This window comes from Photobacterium aquae, from assembly GCF_001029445.1.
Lineage (GTDB): Bacteria > Pseudomonadota > Gammaproteobacteria > Enterobacterales > Vibrionaceae > Photobacterium > Photobacterium aquae.
Genome location: NZ_LDOT01000002.1, coordinates 569,529 through 594,678, shown reverse-complemented (window position 1 = coordinate 594,678; position 25,150 = coordinate 569,529). Strand labels below are relative to the sequence as shown.

Annotated in this window: 19 protein-coding genes; 11 read left to right on the top strand and 8 right to left on the bottom strand. The window is 47.2% G+C overall.

Annotated features, from left to right (window positions below; translation table 11 throughout):
• The first annotated feature begins 11 nt into the window (after positions 1 to 11).
• The 4 genes from cas6f to ABT56_RS03235 all read left to right on the top strand — a co-directional run bounded on the left by cas6f (position 12) and on the right by ABT56_RS03235 (position 5,029).
• Positions 12 to 617, top strand: a complete 606-nt coding sequence (gene cas6f, locus ABT56_RS03250; RefSeq protein WP_047877387.1) for a type I-F CRISPR-associated endoribonuclease Cas6/Csy4 — start codon at positions 12 to 14, stop codon at positions 615 to 617.
• A 629-nt stretch (positions 618 to 1,246) separates the two neighbouring features.
• A complete protein-coding gene (locus tag ABT56_RS03245) occupies positions 1,247 to 1,498 on the top strand; it encodes a hypothetical protein (protein WP_047877386.1) in 252 nt (83 codons plus the stop codon).
• A gap of 957 nt (positions 1,499 to 2,455) precedes the next feature.
• A complete protein-coding gene (locus ABT56_RS03240; RefSeq protein ID WP_047877385.1) occupies positions 2,456 to 3,946 on the top strand; it encodes an SNIPE associated domain-containing protein in 1,491 nt (496 codons plus the stop codon).
• Positions 3,947 to 4,258: 312 nt separating this feature from the next.
• Positions 4,259 to 5,029, top strand: coding sequence for a hypothetical protein (locus tag ABT56_RS03235; RefSeq protein ID WP_053062367.1), 771 nt, complete (start codon positions 4,259 to 4,261; stop codon positions 5,027 to 5,029).
• 507 nt (positions 5,030 to 5,536) lie between these two features.
• Here ABT56_RS03235 and ABT56_RS03230 read toward each other — a convergent pair.
• The 3 genes from ABT56_RS03230 to ABT56_RS03220 all read right to left on the bottom strand — a co-directional run bounded on the left by ABT56_RS03230 (position 5,537) and on the right by ABT56_RS03220 (position 10,410).
• Positions 5,537 to 5,986 (bottom strand): MarR family winged helix-turn-helix transcriptional regulator, encoded by a 450-nt coding sequence (locus tag ABT56_RS03230; protein WP_047877383.1) that lies wholly within the window; start codon positions 5,984 to 5,986, stop codon positions 5,537 to 5,539.
• A gap of 136 nt (positions 5,987 to 6,122) precedes the next feature.
• On the bottom strand, positions 6,123 to 9,272 hold the full coding sequence (locus tag ABT56_RS03225; protein ID WP_047877382.1) for an efflux RND transporter permease subunit: 3,150 nt from the start codon (positions 9,270 to 9,272) through the stop codon (positions 6,123 to 6,125).
• Position 9,273: 1 nt separating this feature from the next.
• Positions 9,274 to 10,410, bottom strand: coding sequence for an efflux RND transporter periplasmic adaptor subunit (locus tag ABT56_RS03220; RefSeq protein ID WP_047877381.1), 1,137 nt, complete (start codon positions 10,408 to 10,410; stop codon positions 9,274 to 9,276).
• Between the two features lie 199 nt (positions 10,411 to 10,609).
• Here ABT56_RS03220 and ABT56_RS03215 point away from each other — a divergent pair, with 199 nt between their 5' ends.
• The 5 genes from ABT56_RS03215 to ABT56_RS03195 all read left to right on the top strand — a co-directional run bounded on the left by ABT56_RS03215 (position 10,610) and on the right by ABT56_RS03195 (position 18,095).
• Positions 10,610 to 11,224 carry a DUF305 domain-containing protein gene (locus ABT56_RS03215; RefSeq protein ID WP_053062366.1) on the top strand — a complete coding sequence of 205 codons (615 nt, stop codon included), beginning with the start codon at positions 10,610 to 10,612 and terminating at the stop codon, positions 11,222 to 11,224.
• A 351-nt stretch (positions 11,225 to 11,575) separates the two neighbouring features.
• Positions 11,576 to 12,175, top strand: coding sequence for a sugar O-acetyltransferase (locus ABT56_RS03210; protein WP_047877523.1), 600 nt, complete (start codon positions 11,576 to 11,578; stop codon positions 12,173 to 12,175).
• Positions 12,176 to 12,766: 591 nt separating this feature from the next.
• Complete coding sequence (locus ABT56_RS03205) at positions 12,767 to 14,743, top strand: methyl-accepting chemotaxis protein (protein ID WP_047877380.1); 1,977 nt, start codon at positions 12,767 to 12,769, stop codon at positions 14,741 to 14,743.
• Between the two features lie 544 nt (positions 14,744 to 15,287).
• Entirely contained in the window at positions 15,288 to 17,252 is a 1,965-nt protein-coding gene (locus ABT56_RS03200) for a methyl-accepting chemotaxis protein (protein ID WP_047877379.1), read from the top strand.
• 354 nt (positions 17,253 to 17,606) lie between these two features.
• Positions 17,607 to 18,095, top strand: a complete 489-nt coding sequence (locus tag ABT56_RS03195; RefSeq protein ID WP_047877378.1) for a hypothetical protein — start codon at positions 17,607 to 17,609, stop codon at positions 18,093 to 18,095.
• Between the two features lie 97 nt (positions 18,096 to 18,192).
• Here ABT56_RS03195 and rsmS read toward each other — a convergent pair whose 3' ends face one another.
• Genes rsmS through dinG form a run of 5 tightly spaced genes read right to left on the bottom strand, consistent with a single transcriptional unit; the run spans position 18,193 to position 22,747 of the window.
• On the bottom strand, positions 18,193 to 18,354 hold the full coding sequence (gene rsmS, locus ABT56_RS03190; protein WP_047877377.1) for a pleiotropic regulatory protein RsmS: 162 nt from the start codon (positions 18,352 to 18,354) through the stop codon (positions 18,193 to 18,195).
• Between the two features lie 10 nt (positions 18,355 to 18,364).
• On the bottom strand, positions 18,365 to 19,300 hold the full coding sequence (locus tag ABT56_RS03185; RefSeq protein WP_047877376.1) for a histone deacetylase family protein: 936 nt from the start codon (positions 19,298 to 19,300) through the stop codon (positions 18,365 to 18,367).
• Positions 19,300 to 19,851, bottom strand: a complete 552-nt coding sequence (locus ABT56_RS03180; RefSeq protein ID WP_047877375.1) for a primosomal replication protein — start codon at positions 19,849 to 19,851, stop codon at positions 19,300 to 19,302. Before ABT56_RS03180 ends, ABT56_RS03185 begins: the two co-directional genes overlap by 1 nt.
• 18 nt (positions 19,852 to 19,869) lie before the next feature.
• Positions 19,870 to 20,643, bottom strand: a complete 774-nt coding sequence (locus ABT56_RS03175) for a sulfite exporter TauE/SafE family protein (protein ID WP_047877374.1) — start codon at positions 20,641 to 20,643, stop codon at positions 19,870 to 19,872.
• 31 nt (positions 20,644 to 20,674) lie between these two features.
• Positions 20,675 to 22,747, bottom strand: a complete 2,073-nt coding sequence (gene dinG, locus ABT56_RS03170) for an ATP-dependent DNA helicase DinG (RefSeq protein ID WP_047877373.1) — start codon at positions 22,745 to 22,747, stop codon at positions 20,675 to 20,677.
• A 541-nt stretch (positions 22,748 to 23,288) separates the two neighbouring features.
• Between dinG and ABT56_RS03165 the strand changes: the two genes are divergently transcribed.
• On the top strand, positions 23,289 to 24,284 hold the full coding sequence (locus ABT56_RS03165) for a porin (RefSeq protein WP_047877372.1): 996 nt from the start codon (positions 23,289 to 23,291) through the stop codon (positions 24,282 to 24,284).
• 196 nt (positions 24,285 to 24,480) lie between these two features.
• Positions 24,481 to 25,122, top strand: a complete 642-nt coding sequence (locus tag ABT56_RS03160; protein WP_047877371.1) for a YccT family protein — start codon at positions 24,481 to 24,483, stop codon at positions 25,120 to 25,122.
• Positions 25,123 to 25,150 lie beyond the last annotated feature (28 nt).

Below are 25,150 nucleotides of genomic sequence, written 5' to 3'. Positions count from 1 at the left end.
GGCGGTAGGCTATGACAACACGGTATTACTTTACGATTCAGTACATTCCAACTCATGCTGATTTTGGGTTACTAGCTGGGCGGTGCATTTATCAAATGCATAAATTCATGGTCAACAACCCGCTAGCGATGAATCAAATCGGTGTTAGCTTTCCAATGTGGGAGGATGGGTCTGTTGGGAATATCATTGCTTTTATCTCTGAAGATAAGGAGTTGATGGTAGGGCTATTATTTCAACCTTACTTTTCTTTGATGGTAAAAGAAGGTCTTTTTGAAATATCGAGTGTTTGCGAAGTTCCCACAGATAGTCCAGAAGTGAGGTTTGTACGAAACCAAACCATAGGAAAGAGCTTTATTGGGTCCAAGAAACGGCGAATAAAGCGGAGTATGGCGAGAGCTGAGTTGTCTGGTGCTGAGTATTCATTGCCAGTTGCGGTGGAGGAACGAGTTGTAGACCATTTCCATCGAGTACCAATTTCCAGTGGTTCTTCTGGACACGACTACATCTTACACATTCAAAAAGAGGTCGCTAGTGAACGCTCTGTCGCCAATTTCAATAGCTACGGATTAGCCACCAACCAAGAAAAAAGAGGGACTGTACCTGACCTATGCATATGACCCTTTTTTACTGGAGGATTTTCGTGGATATAAAAACAATGACTTACAGGCATTGAAATAAAAAGGGTTTTAGAGGTTTTGTGACGTAAAGCAAAAGATAATCAGCCAGTTAGAGCCTATAGTTAACAGTGCCCTGCCGAGTAGGCAGCCAGAAAAAACAGCAATCAATCCAGCCATCATTAATATAAGTGCCCTGCCGAGTAGGCAGCCAGAAAAACGAAACTGTACCGTTCATTGACGTTAAATGGGTGCCCTGCCGAGTAGGCAGCCAGAAAAGACGAGCAGCCAATGGCAAGATCACACGAACAGTGCCCTGCCGTATAGGCAGTTAAAAATGGAAAAGCAGTCGAGATTAGGCCTGAAAGTAAACTACCTACTGAATAAGTAGCTGAGAATAGGCCAGGATGAGAGCAGCCAACCTGCTGAAAAAGCAGTATTTAACAAAAAACACTAAGTTGAAGCTTGGTGTTTTTTTGTTGGTTGTGGTTGGCTATGTTCAGTTTCGATCTAACCACACTCGCTAGCTCAGTTTTGCCCCATTGCGTGTTTCGAACAAGGTTCTACATTACGGCTAGTAGCCCATTTTGCTATAAACTATCTAATGTCATTTTTTTATCGAGAAACGACTTATGAGCAAGAAAAGGTTGTCAGAAAAAGAACTACTTGATGGTATGACACACGATACTGCCCATGTTGATGAGCTTGCAACGGTATCATGGGATGAACTAGGGGTAGAATTCTCAGAAAGCGAATATAAAGCCGTTATGAATAGAATTGAATCCCTGTTTGATGTGGCTGAACCAGGCACACCCGAAGGTGACGAACTTGAAAAGTTGGTGACTTGGGTTGAAGCATATGAAGAAGGGCACTTCCCATTTTAAGTTAGCTAGCCCACCACTGAGCAACATTTAGACCGAAACGTTTCAGAAACCATAATTTCAGCAACAGGACGCCACTTCACAGAAACAGGTGAATGTCCTTTGAGAGTGGCTACATAACGGCAACGCTGCTCCATGTTAGTCCTAACAAGGTGTAAATGAGCAGAGACATTGTGCTCTTGGGCAACACAGTCGTATATTTCGTTTCATCAAAATCTAGCTTATGCGAAATGATTACAAGGGGCTTAGAGCACCAGCTCTAAGTCACTTTGTTCAAAAGTGAGTTGAGTACGCGTTTACATACCTTAGGTGTGATTATTTGAAGATTTATAATCTGAAGATTGTCTGAATTGGGTATATATCATGTAGTCAACGTTATGTAACTTTCTTACACTCGGTAGTTACCGTTTGTAGAGGTATACGAAAAGGATATCTTATGGTTTAATATTTGGACATGATATGGTTTTCATAATGGCCTAAATTATTGAAATATAGCTGGTTCATTGGACGCTTTATGATTTCAGCGACACTGGCGTTTGGTAATCTGCACCATATCTCCGCATATATTCCCTCGTTCCTGACATAAATTGCACTATAAGCTGACATAGTCATTTAATTTCGTTAGTCAATAACATTTCTTTCTTGAAGAGTGCTTCTTGCGTGTTGATTGAGTTGTCTATTCCAGCTCAGATCTGCCTCAAAGTTGCTTATATCAAATACTCATTCATATCATGTTAACGTGGTTTTGGATTAGTTTTTTTATGACTTTAACATTGCTCTTTGCTATCTATCTTAAAAGTAACAAAGTGTTACGATAATAATGACACTATATGCATACCCAAAGTATTATTGCCTTATCTTTTATTTTCAAATCTCAAAAAATACAATGGCGCAAAGTGACATAACACCTCCTAATTATCCTATTACACTACGCCATAGATTTTTTAATCAGGAGTGATAATGCCTCTATCAGCATTCGAAAATTTACCCCCACTACCATTTATAGTGATTTCAGCACTACTAGCAGTGGTGCTTTTTATCTTTATTTCGCGACTGAAATCCACAAAGCGAGAACTCGAAGATTCCAAACAAGAAACCGTAAAGGCTTCTCAAGCACTTGCTGACTACGAGAAGAAATATTCTGGCATCATTAACGTGGATAAAGAGATTAAGATTCGAAACCAAGCATCCAAATTACGCCAAGATGAAGCTAATGCAGTTTTTCTTAAGGTCACAAATGATATTGAGCAGCTCCAGTCGAGTTACAAAGAGAAGAAAGGCATATATGACTCACTCATTCATCAGATAGGTATTTATGATGATGACGTTGAGTTGTTGGAGCTAGGCTTCTATGAACCACACTTTGACTTTGACACCGCAGAGCAATTTAAAGAGAAAATCCGCGAGTGCAAAGAGCGTCAAAAAGACCTTCTTCGTATGAAGGATGCTTCTGGAGCTATTTACTGCACTACTGAGTGGACGGTAGGTAACTCAATAGTCGAAGGTAAGAAGATGACTGAACGAGGCATTAGGCTCACAGCTCGCGCATTCAATAATGAATGTGAAGCCGCCATCGCCAACTGTACATGGAAAAATGCCATCAAGATGGAGGAGCGAATCAATAAGGCCTTTGAAGCAATTAATAAGCTGAATGAGTCCAATATGATTATCATTTCAAATAAGTATCTGCAATTTAAAATTGAGGAACTTCGCCTGACTCACGAGTACAAAGAGAAGAAACAACGAGAGAAAGAAGAGCAGGCTGAAATTAAGGCTCAAATGCGTGAAGAAGCGAAGGTTGAAGCTGAAATCAAGAAAGCGGAACAAGAAGCCATCAAAGAAGAAGCTCGCTTTTCTAAAGCTCTTGTGGCCGCCAGAAAACAGCTTGAGTCAGCGAATGATGAAGCCCGCAGTAAACTGGAAGAGCAGATTGCACAGCTACAGGCTGATCTTGAAGCCGCAGAGCAAAAACATCAACGAGCACAGAGCATGGCAGAGCAAACTAAGCAAGGTCACGTTTATGTTATTAGTAATATTGGCTCGTTTGGAGAAAATGTTTATAAGATTGGTATGACTCGTCGACTTGAACCAATGGATAGGGTGAAGGAGTTGGGTGACGCTTCCGTACCATTTAGTTTTGATGTTCACGCCATGATTCACACCAATGATGCCCCTTCTCTTGAGAAAGAGTTGCACCGTATATTCGATAATAATCGTCTGAACATGGTGAATCGTCGTAAAGAGTTTTTCCAAGTAGGCCTGTCTGACATCAAGCAAGCTGTTAAAAATTTCGATATTGATGATGCTGAATTCATTGAAACTGCTGTAGCACAGGACTTTAATGAAACTAAAGCAATGCGTAAGCAAGCTGAGTTAAAAGAAGCAATGGAGCTTGGTGCTATCACAGATATAACTAAGACAAAGCAACCTGAATTTGCCGAGTGCATTTAAAGATATAGGGTCATCGTAGAAATATTTAGCGTCGGCATTATTGAGCTAGCTAATACAGTTAGCTCAGTTCTGCCCCATAATCGCTTAGATTAAATACTCCCCCACATTTTGAGGGGGGGATACTTTTACCGAACCAAAAGTTATTCGAATTTTGACGACAATGAAATTAAACATCACTCAAATGTTTAAGCTCGCAATATAACCACCAACTTATTGATTACAAATTGAATGGGTATATGAAAGACGGCATCATATGAACATGGAAGACGACCGTTAGTCGCCTAAGTAGCGTTAGCACCAAGGAGGTATTTGTTGAAAAAGTGTCAGTTGTGCCTTTGTAAATCTGAGTTATGTAATTCACATGCAATACCTGATTCAGTATTTAGATCCTTGTTTAAACAAGGCAACGGTCAGGCTATCGAACTTTCTTCCGGTGAGTTCATTCCTAACAGGAAGTCGCAGGACAGTTGGGCTACTGCTCAGTTGTGTAGTGAGTGTGAGGTGAAGTTAAATATTACCTATGATCAGTACGGTTTGAACTTATTAAGAGGTAAGGTTGGAAAGGTTGTTCGGCATGAGGACGGTGTCCATTTTTCCAATATTGACTCTTTAAAATTTAAAAGTTTCGTGTTGTCTATTTTCTGGCGAGGTGCTGTTTCAGAACATGAGAATTATAGAACAATTCAAGTTGCCCCACGTTTTTTAGAGCTAATTCGATCCAGCTTGGTTAGGAAGGATAATGTCTCAAAGAATTCATGTACTGTTATTGTTCAGAGATTGATGGATACAACTGAGGGTGGCTTTGACGAAAGCAATCTTAGAAATTTTGTTGTTTCACCATTCCCTAGAAAATATGAAGTTCGTGGTCAGTTTTATAGCTCTATCAGTATGATATTCTTAGGTTTTTACTTTGAGATTTTTTATAGTCCTATACGTTCTTCTGATAAAGTGTCTAAGTTTGCTTTAGGCAGTAGCCGAACAACCTATATCACCCCTTACATTGAGATTACTGAAATACCAGAGGTTTTTGATTTAATGGTTAGTAGTCTTAGAAAAGAGCATCAAGGTTTAAGCAACGTATGACAAAAAAGAGTGCTAACAAGCGTCTAAGGTTTCAAGATACTTTTACTAATCTGATAGCAACGGTTTGCGATAATTCTCTAACTCGTTTCATGTCCAAAAATGAGCTGAATTGAAGTGACATAGATTGTTGTGTGAAAGCCTCACTGTAAGAAAGTATCTTACGGGCGAAATGCAGAGGCCTTGTTGAAGTGGTCGTATGTCATCTTATGGTTCATTTGTATGTCTACTTATGATGCAAAAGGAGCGCTAACTATCTGTTGTGAAATTAGCGCTTATGCCATAAGGAGGTGCAAGCAATACGCTTGGTAATCTTCACTATACATCCAAATCTATCCTCAGTTCAGATTTCAAATGAACGATATTGTTCAGTATTTAGAATGAGCGCCAGTTTAAATTTTGAATATGATCCTTCTAGGTCTTTATATTCAGAAAGACCTATTTATTGAGCGTAATACTCACCAGAAACATTTCAGCTTGGGTGTTCACAATAAAGCCTTCAACAGAATGCTAAAGGTTCGCTTGCGTCAGCTTGCGTACCAAGCGGGAGAATTCTTGCGATTCTTCGTCAGATAGGCAGGAGAAAAAGTCGTTCTGCAAGTCATCCATGGTTTGGTGGGCGTCTTGTATCGCTTCCATGCCTTCTGCGGTCAGGGTCAGCATTTTGAGCCTGTGGTTGGTCTCGCATTTGGATACTTGCACAAAGCCGCGTTTCTCCAGATTATCCACCATGCGCTTGGCGACGCTGCGCTCGGTCATGACCGCGTCGGCCAATTCCTGCTGGCTCATGGGCTGAAACTCTTCCAAGGCCGCCAATGCACTCGCCATTTCCAGTGTCATCTGGTGCGGCTCAGACAGCTCAACTGATGCGCGGTTGCGGTACATGCGCTGCATGACACTGCACACGTACATTGGGCTTTGATCCAGCGTTGAAATGGGCGAGATTTTCAGTTCTTTCATCTTGGCCTGCTTAGGGTAAATGCCATTGCTTGGGTTGTACAAAAACAAAGAGCGCTGAACTTAGCAGCGCTCTTTTTCCGTGGTACACGACGCTAGTATAACCTAGACGGCGTTTTTAGGTATTCGCGGCAAAGGCTTAATCGGCCAGTGGCGCAGAATCTACCGGTTTGGCTTGGTCGTCTTTCTTGGTATGGCGATCGAACAGGCGTTCAACTACCACGAAGAAGACCGGCACGAAGAAGATACCTAGCAAGGTGGCACTGACCATGCCGCCCAGTACGCCGGTACCTACCGCGTTTTGACCCGCCGAGCCTACGCCTGAACTGATTGCCAGCGGCACAACACCCAGACCAAATGCCAGCGATGTCATGATGATAGGGCGCAGACGGACACGTACCGCATGCAGCGTTGCCTCAATCAGGCCCGCACCTTTTTCGTAGTACTCTTTGGCAAATTCTACGATCAGGATGGCGTTCTTGGTTGCCAGGCCGACGGTGGTCAACAGGCTGACCTGGAAGAACACGTCGTTATCCATGCCGCGGCCCATTACCGCCAGTACTGCACCCAGTACGCCCAACGGTACCACAAGCACAACGGCAAGAGGGACTGACCAGCTCTCGTACAGGGCTGCCAGTACCAGGAAGACCACCAGAATCGACAATGCGTACAGCATCGGCGCTTGGTTGCCCGATAGACGTTCCTCGTAAGAGATACCGTTCCAGTTCACCGTAAAGCCCGCAGGCAGTTGTTTCACCATCGCTTCGATTTCTGCCATCGCCTCACCGGTACTCACGCCCGGCGCAGCACCGCCTTGGATGTTCATCGCAGGCAGGCCGTTGAAACGCTGTAGAAGCGGTGAGCCATAGCTCCATTCGCCAGTGGCGAAGGCCGAGAACGGCACCATCTCACCTTGTGCGTTGCGTACGTACCATGAATCAAAGTCTTCAGGTTGCATGCGGTGTGCAGAATCACTCTGCATCAGCACTTTCTTCACGCGGCCGCGGTCGATGTAATCGTTGATGTAAGCGCCGCCCCATGCCGATGACAGGATCTGGTTGACATCATTGATGCTCACACCCAGTGCGCGCAGTTTGCTGTGGTCGATGTTCACTTGGTACATCGGCGCGTCAGCCTGGCCGTTTGGACGTACACCTACCAGTTTAGGGTTTTGCGCAGCCATACCAAGCAGTTGGTATTGGGCGGCAACAAGGGCATCATGGCCCAGACCCAGTGAGTCTTGCAGGTAGAAGTCGAAACCGGTCGCGTTGCCCAGTTCCTGAATGGCAGGCGGTGCAAAGGCAAACACCATCGCTTCTTTGATAGTCGAGAAGTAGCCCATCGCACGGCCTGTCAGCGATGCTGCGTCAGAGCCCGGCGCTTCACGCTCAGACCAGTCTTTCAGGCCGATGAACGCCATACCCATGTTCTGGCCCTGACCGGCAAAGCTAAAGCCGGAGACGGAGAATACGGATTCCACGTTGTCTTTTTCTTGCTCCAAGAAATAGGTGCGGACTTTATCCAGTGTCTTCTCGGTCTGCTCTTGGGTCGAGGTCGGTGGCAGAATCGCCATCGAGAACACGGTGCCCTGATCTTCATCAGGCAGGAATGAGGTCGGCATGTTCATAAACAGCCAGCCGGTACCCGCGCTCATTGCAAGGAACACCATCAGCATGCGGCCGGTACGCTTTAGCATCTTCGCCACGCCTGCTTCGTAACCTGCGGTCATCGCGTCGAACTTGCGGTTGAACCAACCAAAGAAGCCGGTCTTCTCGCCAAATTCCGCGTCGCCTTTTTTGAGCAAGCTCGCACACAGGGCAGGGGTCAGGATGATCGCCACCAGTACCGACAGGGTCATCGCCGCCACAATCGTGATGGAGAACTGGCGGTAAATCACACCGGTTGAGCCGGACATGAAGGCCATCGGGACAAATACCGCTGATAGCGTCAGGCCGACACCGATCAAGGCGCCGGTGATCTGGCCCATGGATTTCTTGGTTGCTTCCTTTGGCTCCAAGCCGTCTTCGTGCATCACGCGCTCAACGTTCTCCACCACCACGATGGCGTCATCGACCAGCAGGCCGATAGCCAGAACCATTGCAAACATGGTGAGGGTGTTGACGCTAAAGCCCGTTGCGTACAGCACGGCAAAGGTGCCCAGCAAGACGACCGGTACAGCAATGGTCGGGATCAAGGTCGCACGGAAGTTCTGCAAGAACAGGTACATGATCAGGAAGACCAAAAATACCGCTTCAAGCAGGGTTTTTACGACTTCTGAAATCGACGCTTCGACGAATGGCGTGGTTTCAAACGGGTAGGCAATCTTCAAGCCTTCCGGGAAGGTTTCGCTCAGTTGTGCCAGACGCGTCTTCACCGCTTCGGCTGTCTCCAGTGCGTTTGCACCGGTACCTAGCGAGATACCCAAACCTGCCGCCGGGAAACCGTTGTACTGGCCCTTGATGTCGTAGCTTTCCGCGCCGCGCTCAACGTTCGCCACATCTTTCAGGTAGACATTCGAGCCGTTGGCTTCTGATTTCAGAATGATATTTCTGAACTCGGCCACACTGGTCAAACGGCTGGCAGACGAGATAGTCGCGTTCAGCAACTGGCCTTTTTGTGCCGGTGCCGCGCCCAACTGACCGGAAGATACTTGCGCATTCTGCTCACGGATCGCGTTCATCACATCAATGGCTGTCAGGTTGAACTGAGTCAGCTTGAACGGATCCAGCCACACACGCATGGCATACTGCGAACCAAATGCCTGTACCTGACCGACACCGCTGAGACGGCTGATCGGATCTTGAATATTGGTAACGACGAAGTCACCGATATCGTTTTCAGTGAATTCCGGGTTCTCGGAGTACACCGCCACAACCATCAGGAACGAGGTGTTCGACTTGTTGACGACGATACCCTGGCTTTGTACTTCCATAGGCAGCGAGGTCATCGCCAGCTGCAGTTTGTTCTGCACCTGAACCTGAGCGATATCCGGATCCGCTTCGCTGTCAAACGTCAGGGTGATGGTGGCGTTACCAAATGCATCACTGCTGGAGTTGAGGTAGCGCAGGTAGTCCAGACCGGTCATGTTCTGTTCGATAACCTGTGTCACCGAGTCTTCTACCGTTTTGGCAGAGGCACCCGGGTAACGGGCGTTGATCGAGATCGTGGTCGGGGAGATGGTCGGGTATTGCGACACCGGCAAGTTGAACAGGGACATCACGCCCGCCAACATGGTCAGGATCGCCAGTACCCAAGCAAACACCGGACGATCGATAAAAAATCGTGCCATGTTATGCCTGCTCACCTTGTTGGATAGTCACAGGATTACCCGGGCGAATCATCTGCAACCCGGTAGTGATCACCTTGTCACCCGGCTTCAGGCCATCGGTGATTCGCCACTGGTTGTTGATTGCTTCTGCCGTGGTAACAGGGCGGACAGACACTTTGTTGTCTGCATCAACGGTCATCACAGAGGCTTTGCCCGTTGCATCACGGGTTACGGTGTTCTGCGGGATCAGGATCGCGGCAGGATCGACACCCACGGTAACCGTGGCGCGCACGAACATGCCCGGAAGGAGAAGGCCGTCAGGGTTGGCGAACTCAGCGCGTAGCGTCACGCTACCGGTGCTCTCGTCAACGTTTACTTCGGTAAACTTCAGGGTGCCTTTGTGTGCGTAGGTTGAGCCGTCCTCAAGCTTTAGGGTGACTTGTGCCGACTCGTCTTTTTGCAGCTGGCCTTGTGACATCGCGGCTTTCAAACGCAAAAGCTGTGCAGAAGATTGCACGATGTCGACATTGATTGGGTCGAGCTGCTGGATAGTGGTTAGCGTCGCGGCTTGGTTGGCGGTTACCAGCGCACCGGCAGTCACGTTCGACTTGCTGATCACACCGCTGATCGGTGCTTCGACTTTCGCGTAAGACAGGTTGATCTTCGCGGTGTTGATCTTCGCCTTGGCGACAAGGACTTGGGCTTTGGCTTCTTTGTAAGCAGCTTCAGCGTCATCGAGATCTTGCTGACTGATCGACTTCTTGGTGATCAGGGTACGGAAACGATTCACCGTAGAACGTGTGGACTCTTCGGCTGCCCGCGCTCGGATCAGCTCGGCTTCTGCACTCAGTAGCTCGGCCTGGATGGTTGAGTCATCAATCTGGTACAGGGACTGTCCTTTTTTGACGACGCCGCCCTCGGTGAAGTTACGCTCAGAGATAATGCCGGTTACCTGCGGGCGTACCTCGGCTTCCATGTATGCACGGCTGCGGCCTGGCAGCTCAACCGTTAGTGTCTGGCGGGCCGGTTTTACAGTCATGACTGTAACTTCCGGGACAGGAGCGGGACCACTTTGGGCTTGTGCCTGTTGGTTTTGTTCGCATCCAACCAAAAGGAGGCTCGACGCAATCAAAAGAGACAGCGTGGTTCTACGTATCATGAATAATCTCTCGTTCCTAACGAAAAAAATGACCTTATAAAAAAGTCACGGATATTTGCTCTTATGATAATTGTATCCATGTTGTACATACAACACACTTACATATCTTTACAAAGCAAATACGCCTTATCAGTGCTTGACCTTCCCGTTACTGGATACCTTATCGTGCGGGCAATCCACATATAATGAGATCCACATAATGAAAAAAGTCAGCCTATCTCTTCTTGTTGCAGCACTACTGTCGTCGTCAGCGGTGTTTGCCCATGAAAACCACCATGATGTAGCAGCATCACAGGCCATGATGAAAGATTCGATGGCGGCTATGCACGGTATGCACACCCTGAAGCTAACGGGTATGCCTTCGTACGATTTCGTGGCAGGGATGCTCCCTCACCATGAAGGCGCGATTGTGATGAGCGAGAAGATCCTACCAACGCTGAATGATCCGCAAATCAAGCAGCTGGCGGAAAACATCATTAAGAGCCAGAAAGAAGAAGTGCGCTTCATGAAGCAATGGCTGGCGGCGCACAAAACCATTAATCCGAAAGATGTGGACATGAAGGCGTCCGAAGCCATGATGAGCCAGTCAATGGCCGTGATGCATGGCATGATGACGGTAAAGCTCACTGGTAATCTAGACGTTGATTTTGTCAAAGGCATGATCCCGCACCATGAAGCGGCCATTAAGATGGCTGAAGTGGTGATGCCGTACCTGAAAGATCAGCAAATCAAAACGTTTGCCAAGAATATTATCGCAGCGCAGAAGCATGAGGTGGCCTTCATGACCTCTTGGCTTGCTGGGCAAAAGGCGTAAGTCCCCGGTCATATTGGTAAGTAATATCGACGGCCATTGAAGAACCGTCGAGCTTGAATCGGCCGCCGCTATTAGTCATAGCGGCGGCTTTTTTCGTTGTGGCGGCCAATATAGTGGCTCCTTTATGTGGCTGTGGCTGTGGCTGTGGCTGTTGTATAGGGATCTTGCCTAACGGTATGTCGGAAATGTGCCTTAGTGCCCAATAGCAAAATTTCCTGTTGCGAAGGGATTGTTATCACTATCTAAGGTTCTGATACTAAATCGAAAGATAGCGGAGGCTGTACCGACAATGCCTGAGCTATTAACTTTGAGCAATCGCTGTTTGTTAACAGAATTTTTGGAGGAAGGATGATGGACTTAGACCATCCGATGCATGGGCAGCAACTGTATTTTAGCAATGATGAGGCATTGATAGCCGAGCAGGCCCGCTGTATGGAGGTTCTGTATGATTTCAATCATTCTCGCCCTAGTGAGGTAGAGAAAAGAAAAGCCTTGATGGGGCAGATTTTTGCCGAAGTGGGAGAGCAATGCTATATCGAACCGCCGTTGCATGCCAACTGGGGGATTCATACTCATTTGGGTAAATGTGTTTATGCCAATTTCAATTTGACCCTAGTGGATGACACGCATATCTATATTGGCGACCATGTCATGATTGGCCCCAATGTCACTATTGCTACGGCTGGGCATCCGATTGATCCGGTGCTACGGCAAAAAGTCGGGCAGTTCAATATTCCGGTGATGATTGGCAACAATGTTTGGATTGGTGCAAATACTGTCGTGCTTCCGGGAGTGACGATTGGTGAGAACAGTGTAATTGGTGCTGGGAGTGTTGTGACCAAGGATATTCCTGCCAATGTCGTGGCGGTGGGCAACCCCTGTCAGGTACTAAGGCCGATCAGTGATCATGACAAGATGTACTATTACAAAGATAGAAAAATAGCTTTTTGACGGTTATCGGATGGCCTAATTAGTCAGAATAAGTGTTAAGTTCGCGGTTATGAAATTTTAGTCATTGTTTCGTTTCTCGTTTTATTTGTAATGTTTTGTTGATATTACATCTACTTGTCGCAAGACCTTGTTTAAATGGCTGGTGCGATAAATTGCTCTTGCATGCATACTTATGTGACTTTGCTGACTGCGGTGCAGTGGGGTGAGTTAACATCTACAGTGAATCCAGTGTGATAACCATTCCTTATTACATCCCGCTCTTTCTGGTTTTGAGTCATAAATGGCACGAATGCGCCGAAAGCGGTGGCGGTAATGGTTGTTTTGTCATCAATGCAAAGTGGTGACTAATTATCTTTAATTAATTTTTTATATGCTATTGAAGTAATTATTTCATCATTGAATGCTCTATTGGCATTAGATCAATCCGTGTATTATCCGCATCTCTAAAATATAGGCAGGTAAATGATGTGGGTTTACATTGCCTATGCTGGCGATATGTAGAAGACGAATTGTCAGTTGCCATTATAAATTCTCAACTCACTCTGTTGTGGGTTGTTAGCCTTGATTGAAGTTGAAAGTAGCCTCTTACTTATGAATAAGCATATACCTCGTTGGGTCTCAACATTCTCGCTCAAAAGCCTTTTATTAACCCCTGTCGCTGTTACGCTGATCTTGTTTGCAGTTGCATCATTTTTTATCTATCACAGCCTTAATAGTGTGAAGTCCGAATCGGAATTTGTTGCACAGCGTGTTAACCGTACCGAAGCTGCGGCACAGGTTCAGTATGGTTGGAACCAGGTGCGGATCATGACCCGCGATATGATTAATAGCAGCGTAAAAGTCATGCCAAAGCAACTGGAGAACATGAAAGAACAGGTTTCTCGCTTGCACGAGATCATCAATGATGAATTTCTGAATCGTTCTGGTACTAGCCAGCGTGTGAAGCAAGATATGCAGAGTGTCTCTGTTAATATGGACCAGTATCTTGTGACGCTTCAGCAAAACATGGATAACTTGGTTAAGATTGACAGCCAGTGGTGGGAGAAAACCCCATATTTGTGGGGGCCGCTATTCGATATGATCCACGTTGTTGATAAGCAAGCAGCTGGCATCCCCGGTTTTGATGTGGCTCAGTGGCGTCGTGATAGTGAGCGCCTGATTGCTGATACAGGTACTTATAATGCGCTGTTGGCTCAGTTGGTGTCGATTCGACTATTGATTCAAGATGCAGATGTGCTGGAGAAGCAAAGTAACATTCAGTCTATTTTGAATAAATACAACAATGTGCCTGAAGTTGCGGCTTATCAGAGAGATGTATTCAATCGTTGGGTTGAGTCTTCTGAGTTTGTTATTCAGACACTGAAGAATAACCAAGCAATAGCAAGCAACCGTACGAATATTGCAGCTGATATTCGTACCAAGATTGAAGATGTTGTTGAACATAACCGAACTCGTCGTGAGGCAGCGACTGAAACTAGCTTGTCTTTGATCAATAATGTGATTCAAACTCAAGTCGCTTCGCTATTGGTAGCATCGGTTATTGCTATTCTCTTTACCCTATATATTGCCCACAACGTGATTGCTATTTTTGGTCGTTTGTCCTCATCGTTGAGCGGTATGGCGGCCAAAGACATGAGCAATCGTACCGGAATTAGCGGGACTAATGAGCTTGCTGTATTGGCTCAGGATATGGATACCACAATGGTAACTATGTCGGCGGTGCTAGAGGGCGTGCGTGATCAGAGTAGCGAAGTTTCTTCGTCTTCAACAGAGCTAGCTGCGGTAATGGTGCAAAGTGCCGCCAATGCCGAAGAGCAAAGCATGCAGGTTGATCAGATTGCGACGGCGGTGACAGAAATGTCTAGCTCGGCTGAGCTGGTGGCGGTGTCGGCGAAAACAACCGAGACAATGGCAGTTTCGGCAATGGCTGCTTGTAATGATGGTCAGGCTATCGTTGAAGAAAACAAGATCAGTGCAGAGCAGCTGACTGTAGAGTTGGATGAAACTGCTGCCGTGGTCGGAAACCTCAAGCAGCGTTGTCACAGTATCAATGAAGTCGCCAATGTTATTAATAACATCTCTGAACAGACCAACTTGCTAGCACTGAACGCGGCGATTGAAGCGGCGCGAGCTGGCGAGCTGGGCCGAGGCTTTGCCGTGGTAGCAGATGAAGTTCGCGCGCTGGCAGCGAAGACACAGGACTCGACGGGCCATATCCAGACGATTATCTCTGAGCTGCAATCACAGTCAGAATTGGCCCAGTCGAAAGTTGATGACTGCTTGCAGAAAGTCGCCAGTGTTCATGAGTCTTCTAACAGTGCCGTGGGCAAACTGTCAGCGATTAACGGTGCTATTACTGATATCAACAGCAGTGCGGCAGAGATGTCGGTAGCTGCCGAGCAGCAATCTCGTGCTGCGGAGGAGATCAGCGAGTCGTTGAATGGTATCAAGGAAGCGATCGAGCAGAATGTTGCGGGTATTGATCAGTCAAGCCAGGCATCGACCTTCCTGTCTGAATTGGCAGAGCGTCAGAGCCAGGTACTGAATTCGTTCAACTTGACCCGTTAATACTTTTCGTTGATTTGAATATGAAAGCCCAGCGTATGCTGGGTTTTTTATTGCCAGTCTTAAACCACCTACTTATGTAGATGAATTTTTACTTCAATTCACTATATTCCTCATTGCTACAATTTCCGCATCAATAGTCCGTTTGCCTTCGTATATCAAGTAGCTACGTTGGGTATTGTGCCTATTATCTGTGTTAAAGATAGATTTATGAATGGCACTCATCTGAGTGCTTACTTAATATTTTTAGCCATGATGAGTCTTCAGCTAGAAATTACACTCACTATAGTTGAGAGCACAGGTTTAGTGGTAATCAGCAACTATTATGGAAAGGCGATGCAGCATAGCAAAGCATAATTATCAATAAATACCTTACTGAAATTAATGTCGCCGTGTATCATTCGTTTTGTGTCATTTTTGGGGCGAAATAATTTTTATAAAACATCTTCTAATTTTATAGAATCGGTGTGAAATCGAATAATAAATGCACGCTAATAGAGTCAGTGTGCAGTGTTGGCGTTAATTTTTAGATGGTTATCTTCACGTTATGAATAAACATATACCGAGTTGGGTATCGACATTTTCGTTGAGAACCCTATTGCTTTCACCCGTGGCCGTGACATTGGTGTTGTTTTCGTTTGCTTCGTTTTTTATCTACCACAAATTGGATGACGTAAAAGCTAAATCGGAATTTGTTGTACAGCGAGTAGACCGTACGGAGGCAGCAGCACAGGTCCAATATAGTTGGAACCAAGTGCGGATCATGACCCGAGATCTACTTAACAGCAGTGTTAAGGATATTCCGAAGCAAATGGATCAACTTGATGTCGAAGTGGCGCGTTTGCTTGAAATTATTAACCGTGAGTTCTTGAACAGCCCAGGGACCTCCCAGCGTGTGAAGCAAGATATGCAGGATATTGCTCAGAACATACAGCAATACCGTAATTTGCTGGGGCAGAATGTTAATAACATCACGGTGATTGATCGTCAGTGGTGGGAGCAAACGCCTTATTTGTGGGGCCCGCTGTTCGAGATGAACAGCTCGCTGGATCAAAAAGTCGACCTTAATCAGCAGGAATGGCAGCCAGCTAGCTCTCAGTTAGTTGCAGATGTTGGCAAGTTTAATGCGCTATTGGCTCAAATCGTCTCTATCCGTTTATTGGAGCAAGATGATGACATGTTGGCGGCTCAGCATAGTGCGCAAGCTATTTTGAATAAATACAGTTATTTGCCTGAAGTTAAATCGTTTCAGGAGACGGTATTCCAGACTTGGGTAACCTCCGCACAGGTTATTGTCGGTGCGCTGCAGAAAAATACGATGGTGTCACAGCAACGAGACAAGGTTGCTGAAGATATTCGTGAGAGTATTTCTGATGTTATTGACTATAACCGTGAGCGTCGTCAGGAGGCCACGGAATCGAGTCTGAAGATGATTGATGATGTTATCCAGACCCAGACAGCCGCCTTGTTAGTTGCCATCACAATTGCTGTGTTATTTACGCTGTATATTATCCATAACGTGATTGCGATTTTCTCTCGATTGTCATCGTCACTTCATGCGATGGCAAGCAAAGACTTATCACATCGTACTGGTATAACCGGTAGCAATGAGCTGGCGAAGCTTGCCTTTGATATGGATGCTACCATTGCGACTATGTCATCAGTACTTGAAGGGGTAAGGGATCAGAGTAGTGAGGTGTCTTCGTCGTCGACTGAATTAGCGGCAGTGATGGTACAGAGTGCGGCTAATGCTGAAGAGCAGAGCATGCAGGTTGATCAAATTGCCACGGCGGTAACCGAAATGTCGAGCTCGTCTGAGTTGGTGGCAGCCTCGGCGAAAACGACGGAAACCAAAGCGGTTTCAGCAATGGCGGCCTGTAATGATGGCCAAGCTATCGTTGAGGAAAATAAGATCAGTGCCGAGCAATTGACAGTAGAGTTGGATGAAACGGCAGCCGTGGTCGGCAATCTTAAGCAGCGTTGCCACAGTATCAATGAAGTGGCCAATGTTATTAATAACATCTCGGAGCAAACTAACCTCTTGGCCCTTAATGCGGCAATTGAGGCGGCGCGAGCTGGTGAGTTGGGACGTGGCTTTGCCGTGGTTGCGGATGAAGTGCGCGCACTGGCTGCGAAGACACAGGACTCAACGGGCCATATTCAGACAATTATTACCGAGTTGCAGTCACAGTCTGATCTGGCACAGACCAAAGTTGACGACTGTTTGCAAAAAGTGTCTAGTGTTTATGAGTCGTCGCATAGTGCCGTAGGGAAATTGTCAGCGATCAATGGTGCAATCAGCGATATCAATAGCAGCGCGGCTGAGATGTCGGTTGCCGCTGATCAGCAGTCCCGTGCAGCTGAAGAGATCAGCGAATCGTTAAATGGTATCAAGGAAGCGATTGAGCAGAATGTTGCGGGTATTGATCAGTCAAGCCAAGCATCGACCTTCCTGTCTGAATTGGCTGAACGCCAGAGCCAGGTACTTAATTCGTTCAATCTGGCTCGTTAAGCTGAATATGAGCAAGGTGCTTCGTTGTGGTATGTATCGCAACGAGGCACTTTGCTTGAATGAATAATCCAAGCCCGGCACCTGTGAAATGTCGGGCTTTTTGTTAGTTTCACCTCACAGGATCACGCGGATCAGCATATATGCTATGTGTTATCAGCGTTGAGAGAATGCGGCTTCTGGCGGTGTGATATGCGATGAGTGGTTCATTTTGAAAGCAGTGACATGGTTCAAATTGGCAAAACCTTGAACTGCGTCACCGTCTTTGCATGAAAAATTGATGAATCGCATAGTTATTGGCGTCAGGAGTGCATAATGTCGGGGTGTTCTGTTCCATAGAAGTTTAAGGTTACAAATATGTCTGATGTACCAGTTTCTGTTACCGCTGCTGCAGAGGTTGTTCAGCCTGTTGCTGAATCGTCTGGCTCTATCTGGGGCTATGTGGCAGGGGGTATTGCCTTGTTGGTGCTTGCTGGTATCTGGGGCTATAAGAAGATCAACAAACCTGCGTTTATCATTAATCAGGTACGTAAACGCAATATGAAAGAAATCAAGAAGCTGGGTATTGAAAACTCAGACTTCGTGGTTGATCTTGATAAGCTACTAGATTCCGTTTTGGAATTCGCCAACGAGAATGGCAAAAACGGCGGTGATGTAATTAAGCTGCTGGCACCCATGAATGACAGCAAGCGCATTAAAACGGCTCGCGATATGTATCAGGCAATGATTTACATTGCCAATGAAATCAAAGATGCCTCTCTTGCTCGTGAGTTCAAGAATAAATCCAAGCAGGTCAAAGCAAGCTCGCCGTTGATGGCTGGTCTGCTAAAGCGTGCGGGTATCTAACGTTTCGTTTGATGCTAAATTACAAAAACGGTGTTGTCCTTTGGACAGCACCGTTTTTTTATGCAGCGAGTAATGAAACCGGAAACCGCGGACAGGGTTATTGCTTCAGCTTGGCTTCGAGATCTTTTTTGACCATCTCAAGTGCAGATAGGGCAACTTTCGGATCGATTTCATTGCTTTCCAACAGATAGATGAGATCCACGGCCAGTTTGATGTCTTCTGGCGCGTTGTCTAATGGTGAAGTGGAATCAGAATTCATGGTAGAGCCTTTATAAGGTTGGTGTAACTGGAATGCCAAGCACATTCATGGCTGCATAGACGAGTTGGGCATGTAAGCTGACCAACTGCTGATGGTCGTGGCGGTAGCCGCCGCCGATAACTGCTGCGACAGGGATGCTTTCATCGAAACATTGGCCCAGCACCAGGAGATCACGCTGATAGATCCCCGCCTGGCAGACATCGAGATAGCCGAGTTCGTCGTCGCGGTGGATATCGACCCCTGCATCGTAGATGACGAGATCAGGCTGGTATTGCGCGATGGCTAGCTTGAGCAGGCTGCCGAAGGCGGTGAGGTAATCGTCGCTATTGGTATGGCTCGGAAGGGCTAAGTCTAAGGTTGAGCTTGGCTTGCGGGCTGGAAAGTTTTTTTCACCGTGAACGGAAAAGGTAATGATCTGTGGATCGTCTGCCAGCAAGGTAGCCGTACCGTCGCCGTGGTGTACATCGCAGTCGACGATCATCACCCTGTCGATACCTTCAAGGGTCAGGGCGTGTCTGGCGGCTAGCGCTAAGTCGTTAATAAGGCAGAAGCCACTGCCAAAATCACGATGGGCGTGATGGTAGCCGCCGCTAAGATGTATGCATAGCCCGTGCTGCATCGCCTTCTCGATAGCCAGCCGAGTTCCCCCCGATGATAATTGTGTTCGTGTTATGAGTTGCTGGCTCCACGGAAAGCCGATCCGGCGCATTTTTGCGGCGGGTAGCTGGTTGCCGAATAACGCATCGATATAGTCGGGGCAGTGGAGTTGTTTGATCTCCGCAACGGTAATAGGCTCAGGCTCGTACAGGCGGATATCTTGCCGCTGGGCAATTTGGAGTTGCTCGCAAAGGAACTGGTATAGGCGTCGATACTTGGTGATCGGATAACGATGCTCGGGAGGGAGCTCGAGATCGGAATAAATAGGGTGGTAGACGAGTGGCAGCACTAGTGTTTTCTCTCTTGCTGGCCAATCGCCTTCTCAATTTTTACTAATGCTGCGCGGCAGCGGTTAAGTCGCCCTTCGTATGCCAGTACGGCTTGCTGGAGCTGTTGGCGTTCTGATGGGCTGGTCGTGCGGCTTAGCAGCATTTCCTTGTCACGCAGGGTATCGGCCAGGCGTCGTTCCCACTCTTGGTGCTGTGCTAAATCCTGATAGAGCTGCTGCACGGGTTTGCGCCAGCCCTGACGGGGCTTGGGTTCATTTTTGCGGATTTGCTGGGTCGCCAATTCACGCTGAATAGCTTGAATTTGGGCAACGATTTTCTCACAGACATGCTGGGTGCGGCTTGCCAGCAGGTGACCGGTAAGCTGCTCTCGGTTCAGAGCTTGGATTTCATTGCGGATTTCATTCACACAAGGTGCGAGCAGCTTGCTCCTGCTGCGGAAGAGGTGTTCGTCGAAAAGTGGCCGGGCGGCTTCTCCCCGCGTTTTGTCAACGAGGGTGGCTTGGGCGGAAAGGTCGGCAACCAATGCCTCCAGGCGCTGTAGATCTTTCATTGTTGCTCCTGCTGAGGATCAGAACCAGGCTTGCCAAGCCAGTTTGGCGGCAAGGATGATAACCACGGTAACGAATACTGGCCTGATGAATTTTGCCCCGAATCGAATCGCAGAGTGCGCGCCGATATAGGCACCTAGCATCAGGCAGATCCCCATCGTCAGGCCCAGAGCGATATTGATATGGCCGAGTATGGCAAATGTTACCAGTGATGTCAGGTTGCTGGTGAAATTCATCGCTTTGGCCAAGCCTGATGCCATCAGAATATCAAGTCGGTAAAGTATCATATTCGATACGGTCCAGAATGCGCCTGTGCCTGGGCCGGCAAGACCATCATAGAATCCTAGCACGGTTCCTTGCAGGCATTGCTTACGCACAAGCTTCGGACATACCTCTGGTAGCTGGTGGCTTTCTCCTTTGGGATGGGGATGCCAGATGGTATAGATAGCGGCAGCAAGAATCACAAGTGGCAGGGCTTTTTCTAGCCATTCTGTGCTGATCCAGTTCACCACCAAGGTGCCGATTATGGCACCTAGCAAAGTGGCTATAAATGAATAGAGCCAAAAACGCGGAGAGAAAAGTTGTTTGCGGTAGTAGGTCCAAGCGGCGGTAGACGAAGCAAAGGTTGCCGCGAGTTTATTAGTACCTAGGGCAATATGCGGTGGCAGACCGATAGATAACAGGGCCGGGACGGTCAGCATTCCGCCCCCGCCTGCGACGGCATCAATGAAACCGGCCAGTAACGCCACGAGGCCGAGCACGATTAGCATGCTCGGTTCAATCATCTCAATCATGGTTGTTGTTTTGTCTCGGTCCTATTGCGGTCTATTCAATGACGCGTTTGAAAGGGGGCAGTGAATCTAGCAATGCCTTGCCATATCGACGGGTGAGTATCCGCCGATCAAGCAGTACGACTCTACCAGAATCTTCTTCTTTTCGCAGTAGTCGTCCTACCGACTGGATCAGCTTCTTACTGGCTTCGGGAACTGAAATCTGCAGGAATGGATTGCCCCCACGGCTTTCGATATATTCGGCATGCGCTTCTTCTACCGGTGAGGTCGGAACCGCAAAAGGGATCTTAGTGATAATAAGGTTGGTTAATAAATTACCAGGTAAATCAAGTCCTTCAGAGAAGCTTCCCGTGCCAAATAGTATACTGGTTTTGCCGTTTTCACAGTTCTCTTTATGTTTTTTTAGAATAATGTGACGGGATTCATCCCCTTGGACCAGCAGCTCCCAGCGGTTCTTGACCGCTAACGGACGCAGCTTGTCGGCAACTTGGTTCATTTGCCAATAAGAGGAAAACAGCACTAAGCTGGCTGTCTCGCCTTCAAGGTATTCGGGTAGCTTGTCGATAAGCAGATCGGTAAAGCGTTCGGCCTGAGGCTCTAATGGCATCGCGGGGATCACCAGCCTCGCATTGTTCTGGTAATCGAACGGTGATGCAAGAGCAAGGAAGCGGGTTGCCTGCTTTTCGAAAATGCCAGCTTGACGACAGAAGTAGTCAAACTGGTTGAGGGCGCGCATGGTTGCCGATACCAAGATTGAACCTACCGCCCGGCTCCACAAGAGCTGGTCAAGGCGATGGCCGACTTCCAATGGTGATACCTCGACAATGTAGTCGTTGTCGCGTTCGGGGCTTTTCTCCAGCCAGCGTGCCAGCGGGGCGCCTTTGTCCTTGTTTGGTTGGGCCATTAGGTTCCAGACCTTTTCAAGGTTTTCCAAGCGCTGGAGGTAGAACCCAGATTCGGCCAGTGCCGGTTCGGCAAGGCGGGCGGGTACTTCGTTGTCTTTGTGGCGCTCGCTGATCAGATCATGGATTTTTCCCAGTGACTGCAGGGCCTTCTTGCTGGCTTCTTTGAGTCCTTTGGCTTCTTCTTCCAACCATGCCGGTAATTCGCCGTGTTCGAAGCGGTAGATACCGTCTTGGTTGAACATGGCAGGATCGATTGCCCCAGCCATTTGCCGTAGCGCCGGGATCAGCACGGCAATGTTTTCGTTGAGGCTGGTCTGGAAGCGGCCTGACTTTTTGTAGTCAGCCACTTCGGCCAGCTTGCCGACGGATTGGTTGAGCTTTTCGAGCCAGTTGGCAGCCCCTTTCAGGCTGGCCGCCGCGGACGAAAAGTCACGGGCAACTTGAGGCAGGTGATGGGCCTCGTCGATGACGTAGATGGTTTTTTCGGGTTCAGGCAAGATGACCCCGCCGCCGAGCTCTAGGTCTGCCATCAGCAGGGCGTGGTTGGCAATAATAACATCGGCTTTTTCGAGGTGTTCACGGGCCTTGGCGAACGGGCAATCACGATGTTTCGGCATACCAGCGTGGCAGCTGTGTTTATCGGCCACGATTTGGCCCCACACCCGGTCGGGGATAGCGGTTGGCCAGCTGTCGCGGTCACCGTCCCATTTCTGGCTTTCTTTGGCCTTCAGCATACGCCTTAAAAGTTCTAAATCAGACTTTTTAGGTTTTTCTTCCCATAACCCAACCTGCTGATTTTCCTCGTTGCTGCAGCTTGCTTCCAGTTTATGGTTGCAGCAATAACGTTGGCGGCCCTTTGCCAGAATAAAACTGAATTCTTTGGGATAGATACGATTGAACAACGGAAGGTCTTTGTTGATCAGCTGTTCTTGAAGGGCAACGGTTGCCGTAGAGATCAACACTTTTTTATTGTTGAAAACAGCATACGGGATGGCCCCAATCAAATAGGAAAGGGATTTGCCGATACCGGTGCCTGCCTCAGCCACCAACATTCGGTGTTTCGGATCGTACTCGCCCCCCAATGTCTTGGCTATTTCGGCGACCAGATAGTTCTGAGCCCGTCTGGGAATAAAGTTATCGAGCTGGTTGCTGAGGTTTTCGTAGCATTGCTTGATATCACGCTTTATCTGGTCTTGTAACATATCTGAAACATCATAAGGGCAAGGAGCGGCATTATAGCACGAACTTCTGAATGTGATGTCGGGCAGATTCTGGCATTTTTTTGCGCAAAAATGAGAAATAACTCACGAAATCATATTGAACTCTTTTTCATTGCTCCTTACGGAGGCACTTTTCTACATAAGTTTGCTAATGCTCTAAAAGGTATTGGTAAAGTGGTTTTTAACTCTGTTTTTGATTTAAGATGTAATATTTAATTCTGTTATTTCATGTTGTTAAAAAATATATTGAGTTACTCACTCCATTAAAACAGTGCTCAATTGATAAGCCGAGTGTGACCTAACTCATTGATTTGTAATTTTTTTGATGTTTTTTTATTTTCGGTTTAGATAATTTGACATGTAGAGGATTCTTCTGTCAGGATGAGCTCCACAAATTTCTGGCTTTTGGGATTATTTATTGATCTTTATGTTTATAAAGTATTGAAGGTAACCCGAAGTAACAAAGAAAAAGGAATTCTGGAAACAGGGATTCCAGTCTAAATAAGAAAAGGCAGTGGATATCATGAAAAAGACTCTTCTAGCACTATCTGTACTAGCAGCAGGTTCTGCACAAGCAGGCATCAACCTATACGATGCAAACGGCGTAACTGTTGACCTATCTGGTGCAGCAGAAGTTCAGTACCTACAACCAATCCAAGCTGAAGGTGACAAATCTGATGCAGGCCTACACCTAGACGACGGTGACCTACAGCTAAACACTACTATCGCTATCACTGACGGCCTAAACGCTGTTGCAGGTATCGGTTTTGCTTTCGAGAAGCGTGACGTTGAAAACGACAAGCTATTCGTTGGTCTAGGTGGTGATTTCGGTACTATGACTTTCGGTCGTCAGCTATACATCTCTGATGACATGGGTATCGGTAAAGACTACGAGCTAGGTTTCAGCCAAGTTGACTTCGTTCAAACTGAAGGTAACGAAGCAATCAAATACGTATTCGACAACGGTCAGTTTTACTTCGGTTTGACTCACGATCTAGATGCGAATGCTGATGGCCTTGCGGATCGTAACAACGCTACTGATTTCTTGGGTGGTGACGGTACAGTAACTGACGCACGCCTAGGCGCTCGTTTCGGTGACTTCGACGTACGTGGTTACTACTACACTGCTGACAATATTAACAAGTCTGCAACTGATGTTGACGGTTTCAACCTTGAAGCTGAGTACGTAATGGGTGCATTCGCATTCGCTGCGTCTTACGGCAACATTGAGTACACTTCTTCAGCAAACAGCGCGAACAAGTCTGATGCAGACGTGTTTGAAATCAACGGTTCTTACACTCTAGGCAAGAACACTTTTGCCCTAGGTTACAACCGTGCTGACGTATCTGTTGATGGTTCTGGTGAATACCTAGAGAACGGTACTACTGACAACGTATACGCTAACGTAACTCACCAGCTTCACAGCAACGTGAAAGTATACGGTGAACTAGGCTGGGCTGACCAAGACGGCGCTGACCTAGACCTAGGTTACCTAGTAGGTATGGAAGTTAAGTTCTAATTGCTGTTGCAATTGGCTAAATACTTCTAAAAAGCCGCCCGTTTGGGCGGCTTTTTGCTATTCTGGCCGAGCTTGTATGGAGCAAATTGCGATTCCATGAATGATTTGAGCGGCTGGCTTAAATGCTGTCGTTAGATGATTGATTGAATCGGTATTAATAGATCAGGCACACATTGAAAGAGTAGGGGAAGCGATAATGAACAAATGGCTGATGACGATGGGATTGCTGGCATTGCCGGTAATGACGCAAGCAGGCGAGTTGGCGGCTGGAAACAATATCAAGCTATTGGTTGTTGATGGCAAGAAAGTACAATCGTCGTTCTGGTCTGAAACCAGCACAGTTAACCTGCCTGCTGGCAAGCATCAGGTTGTCGTCCAGTTTGACGGTGAAGTGAAAGACGGTTCGAAAACCCGCATTTTCACTACACGTCCTTATCTGTTTGAGCTTGATGTACCTAAGCAGGATGCGACGATTACTTTGCCACGCCTGTCGACGATTTCTCAGGCCAAGGCCTATTTCCAGCGAGGCCCTGAGTGGTCATTAGAGCTGGCTGACGGAACGTCTCGCACTTTGGATTATGTTGAGCTACAAGGCAAAGGGCTGGCGGCGTACAGTGATATGGAAGCCTTGGTGGCTGATTACAATCGGGAACATGGCATTACCTTTGAAGAAGGTTATGCGGTGGATCTGGAAGAAACCGTTGTGGAAGTGACCGAGAAAGGCGAAGTCAATATTACCGGTGATGCGTTGGCCCAGCTTAAATTGTGGTACAGCAAAGCTAATGCCGAAGAGAAAGCTGCCTTTGAACAGTGGGTGAAAACTCAGGCTGGGCTATAAGCCAAGCTCTCACACACGGCAGAATGGA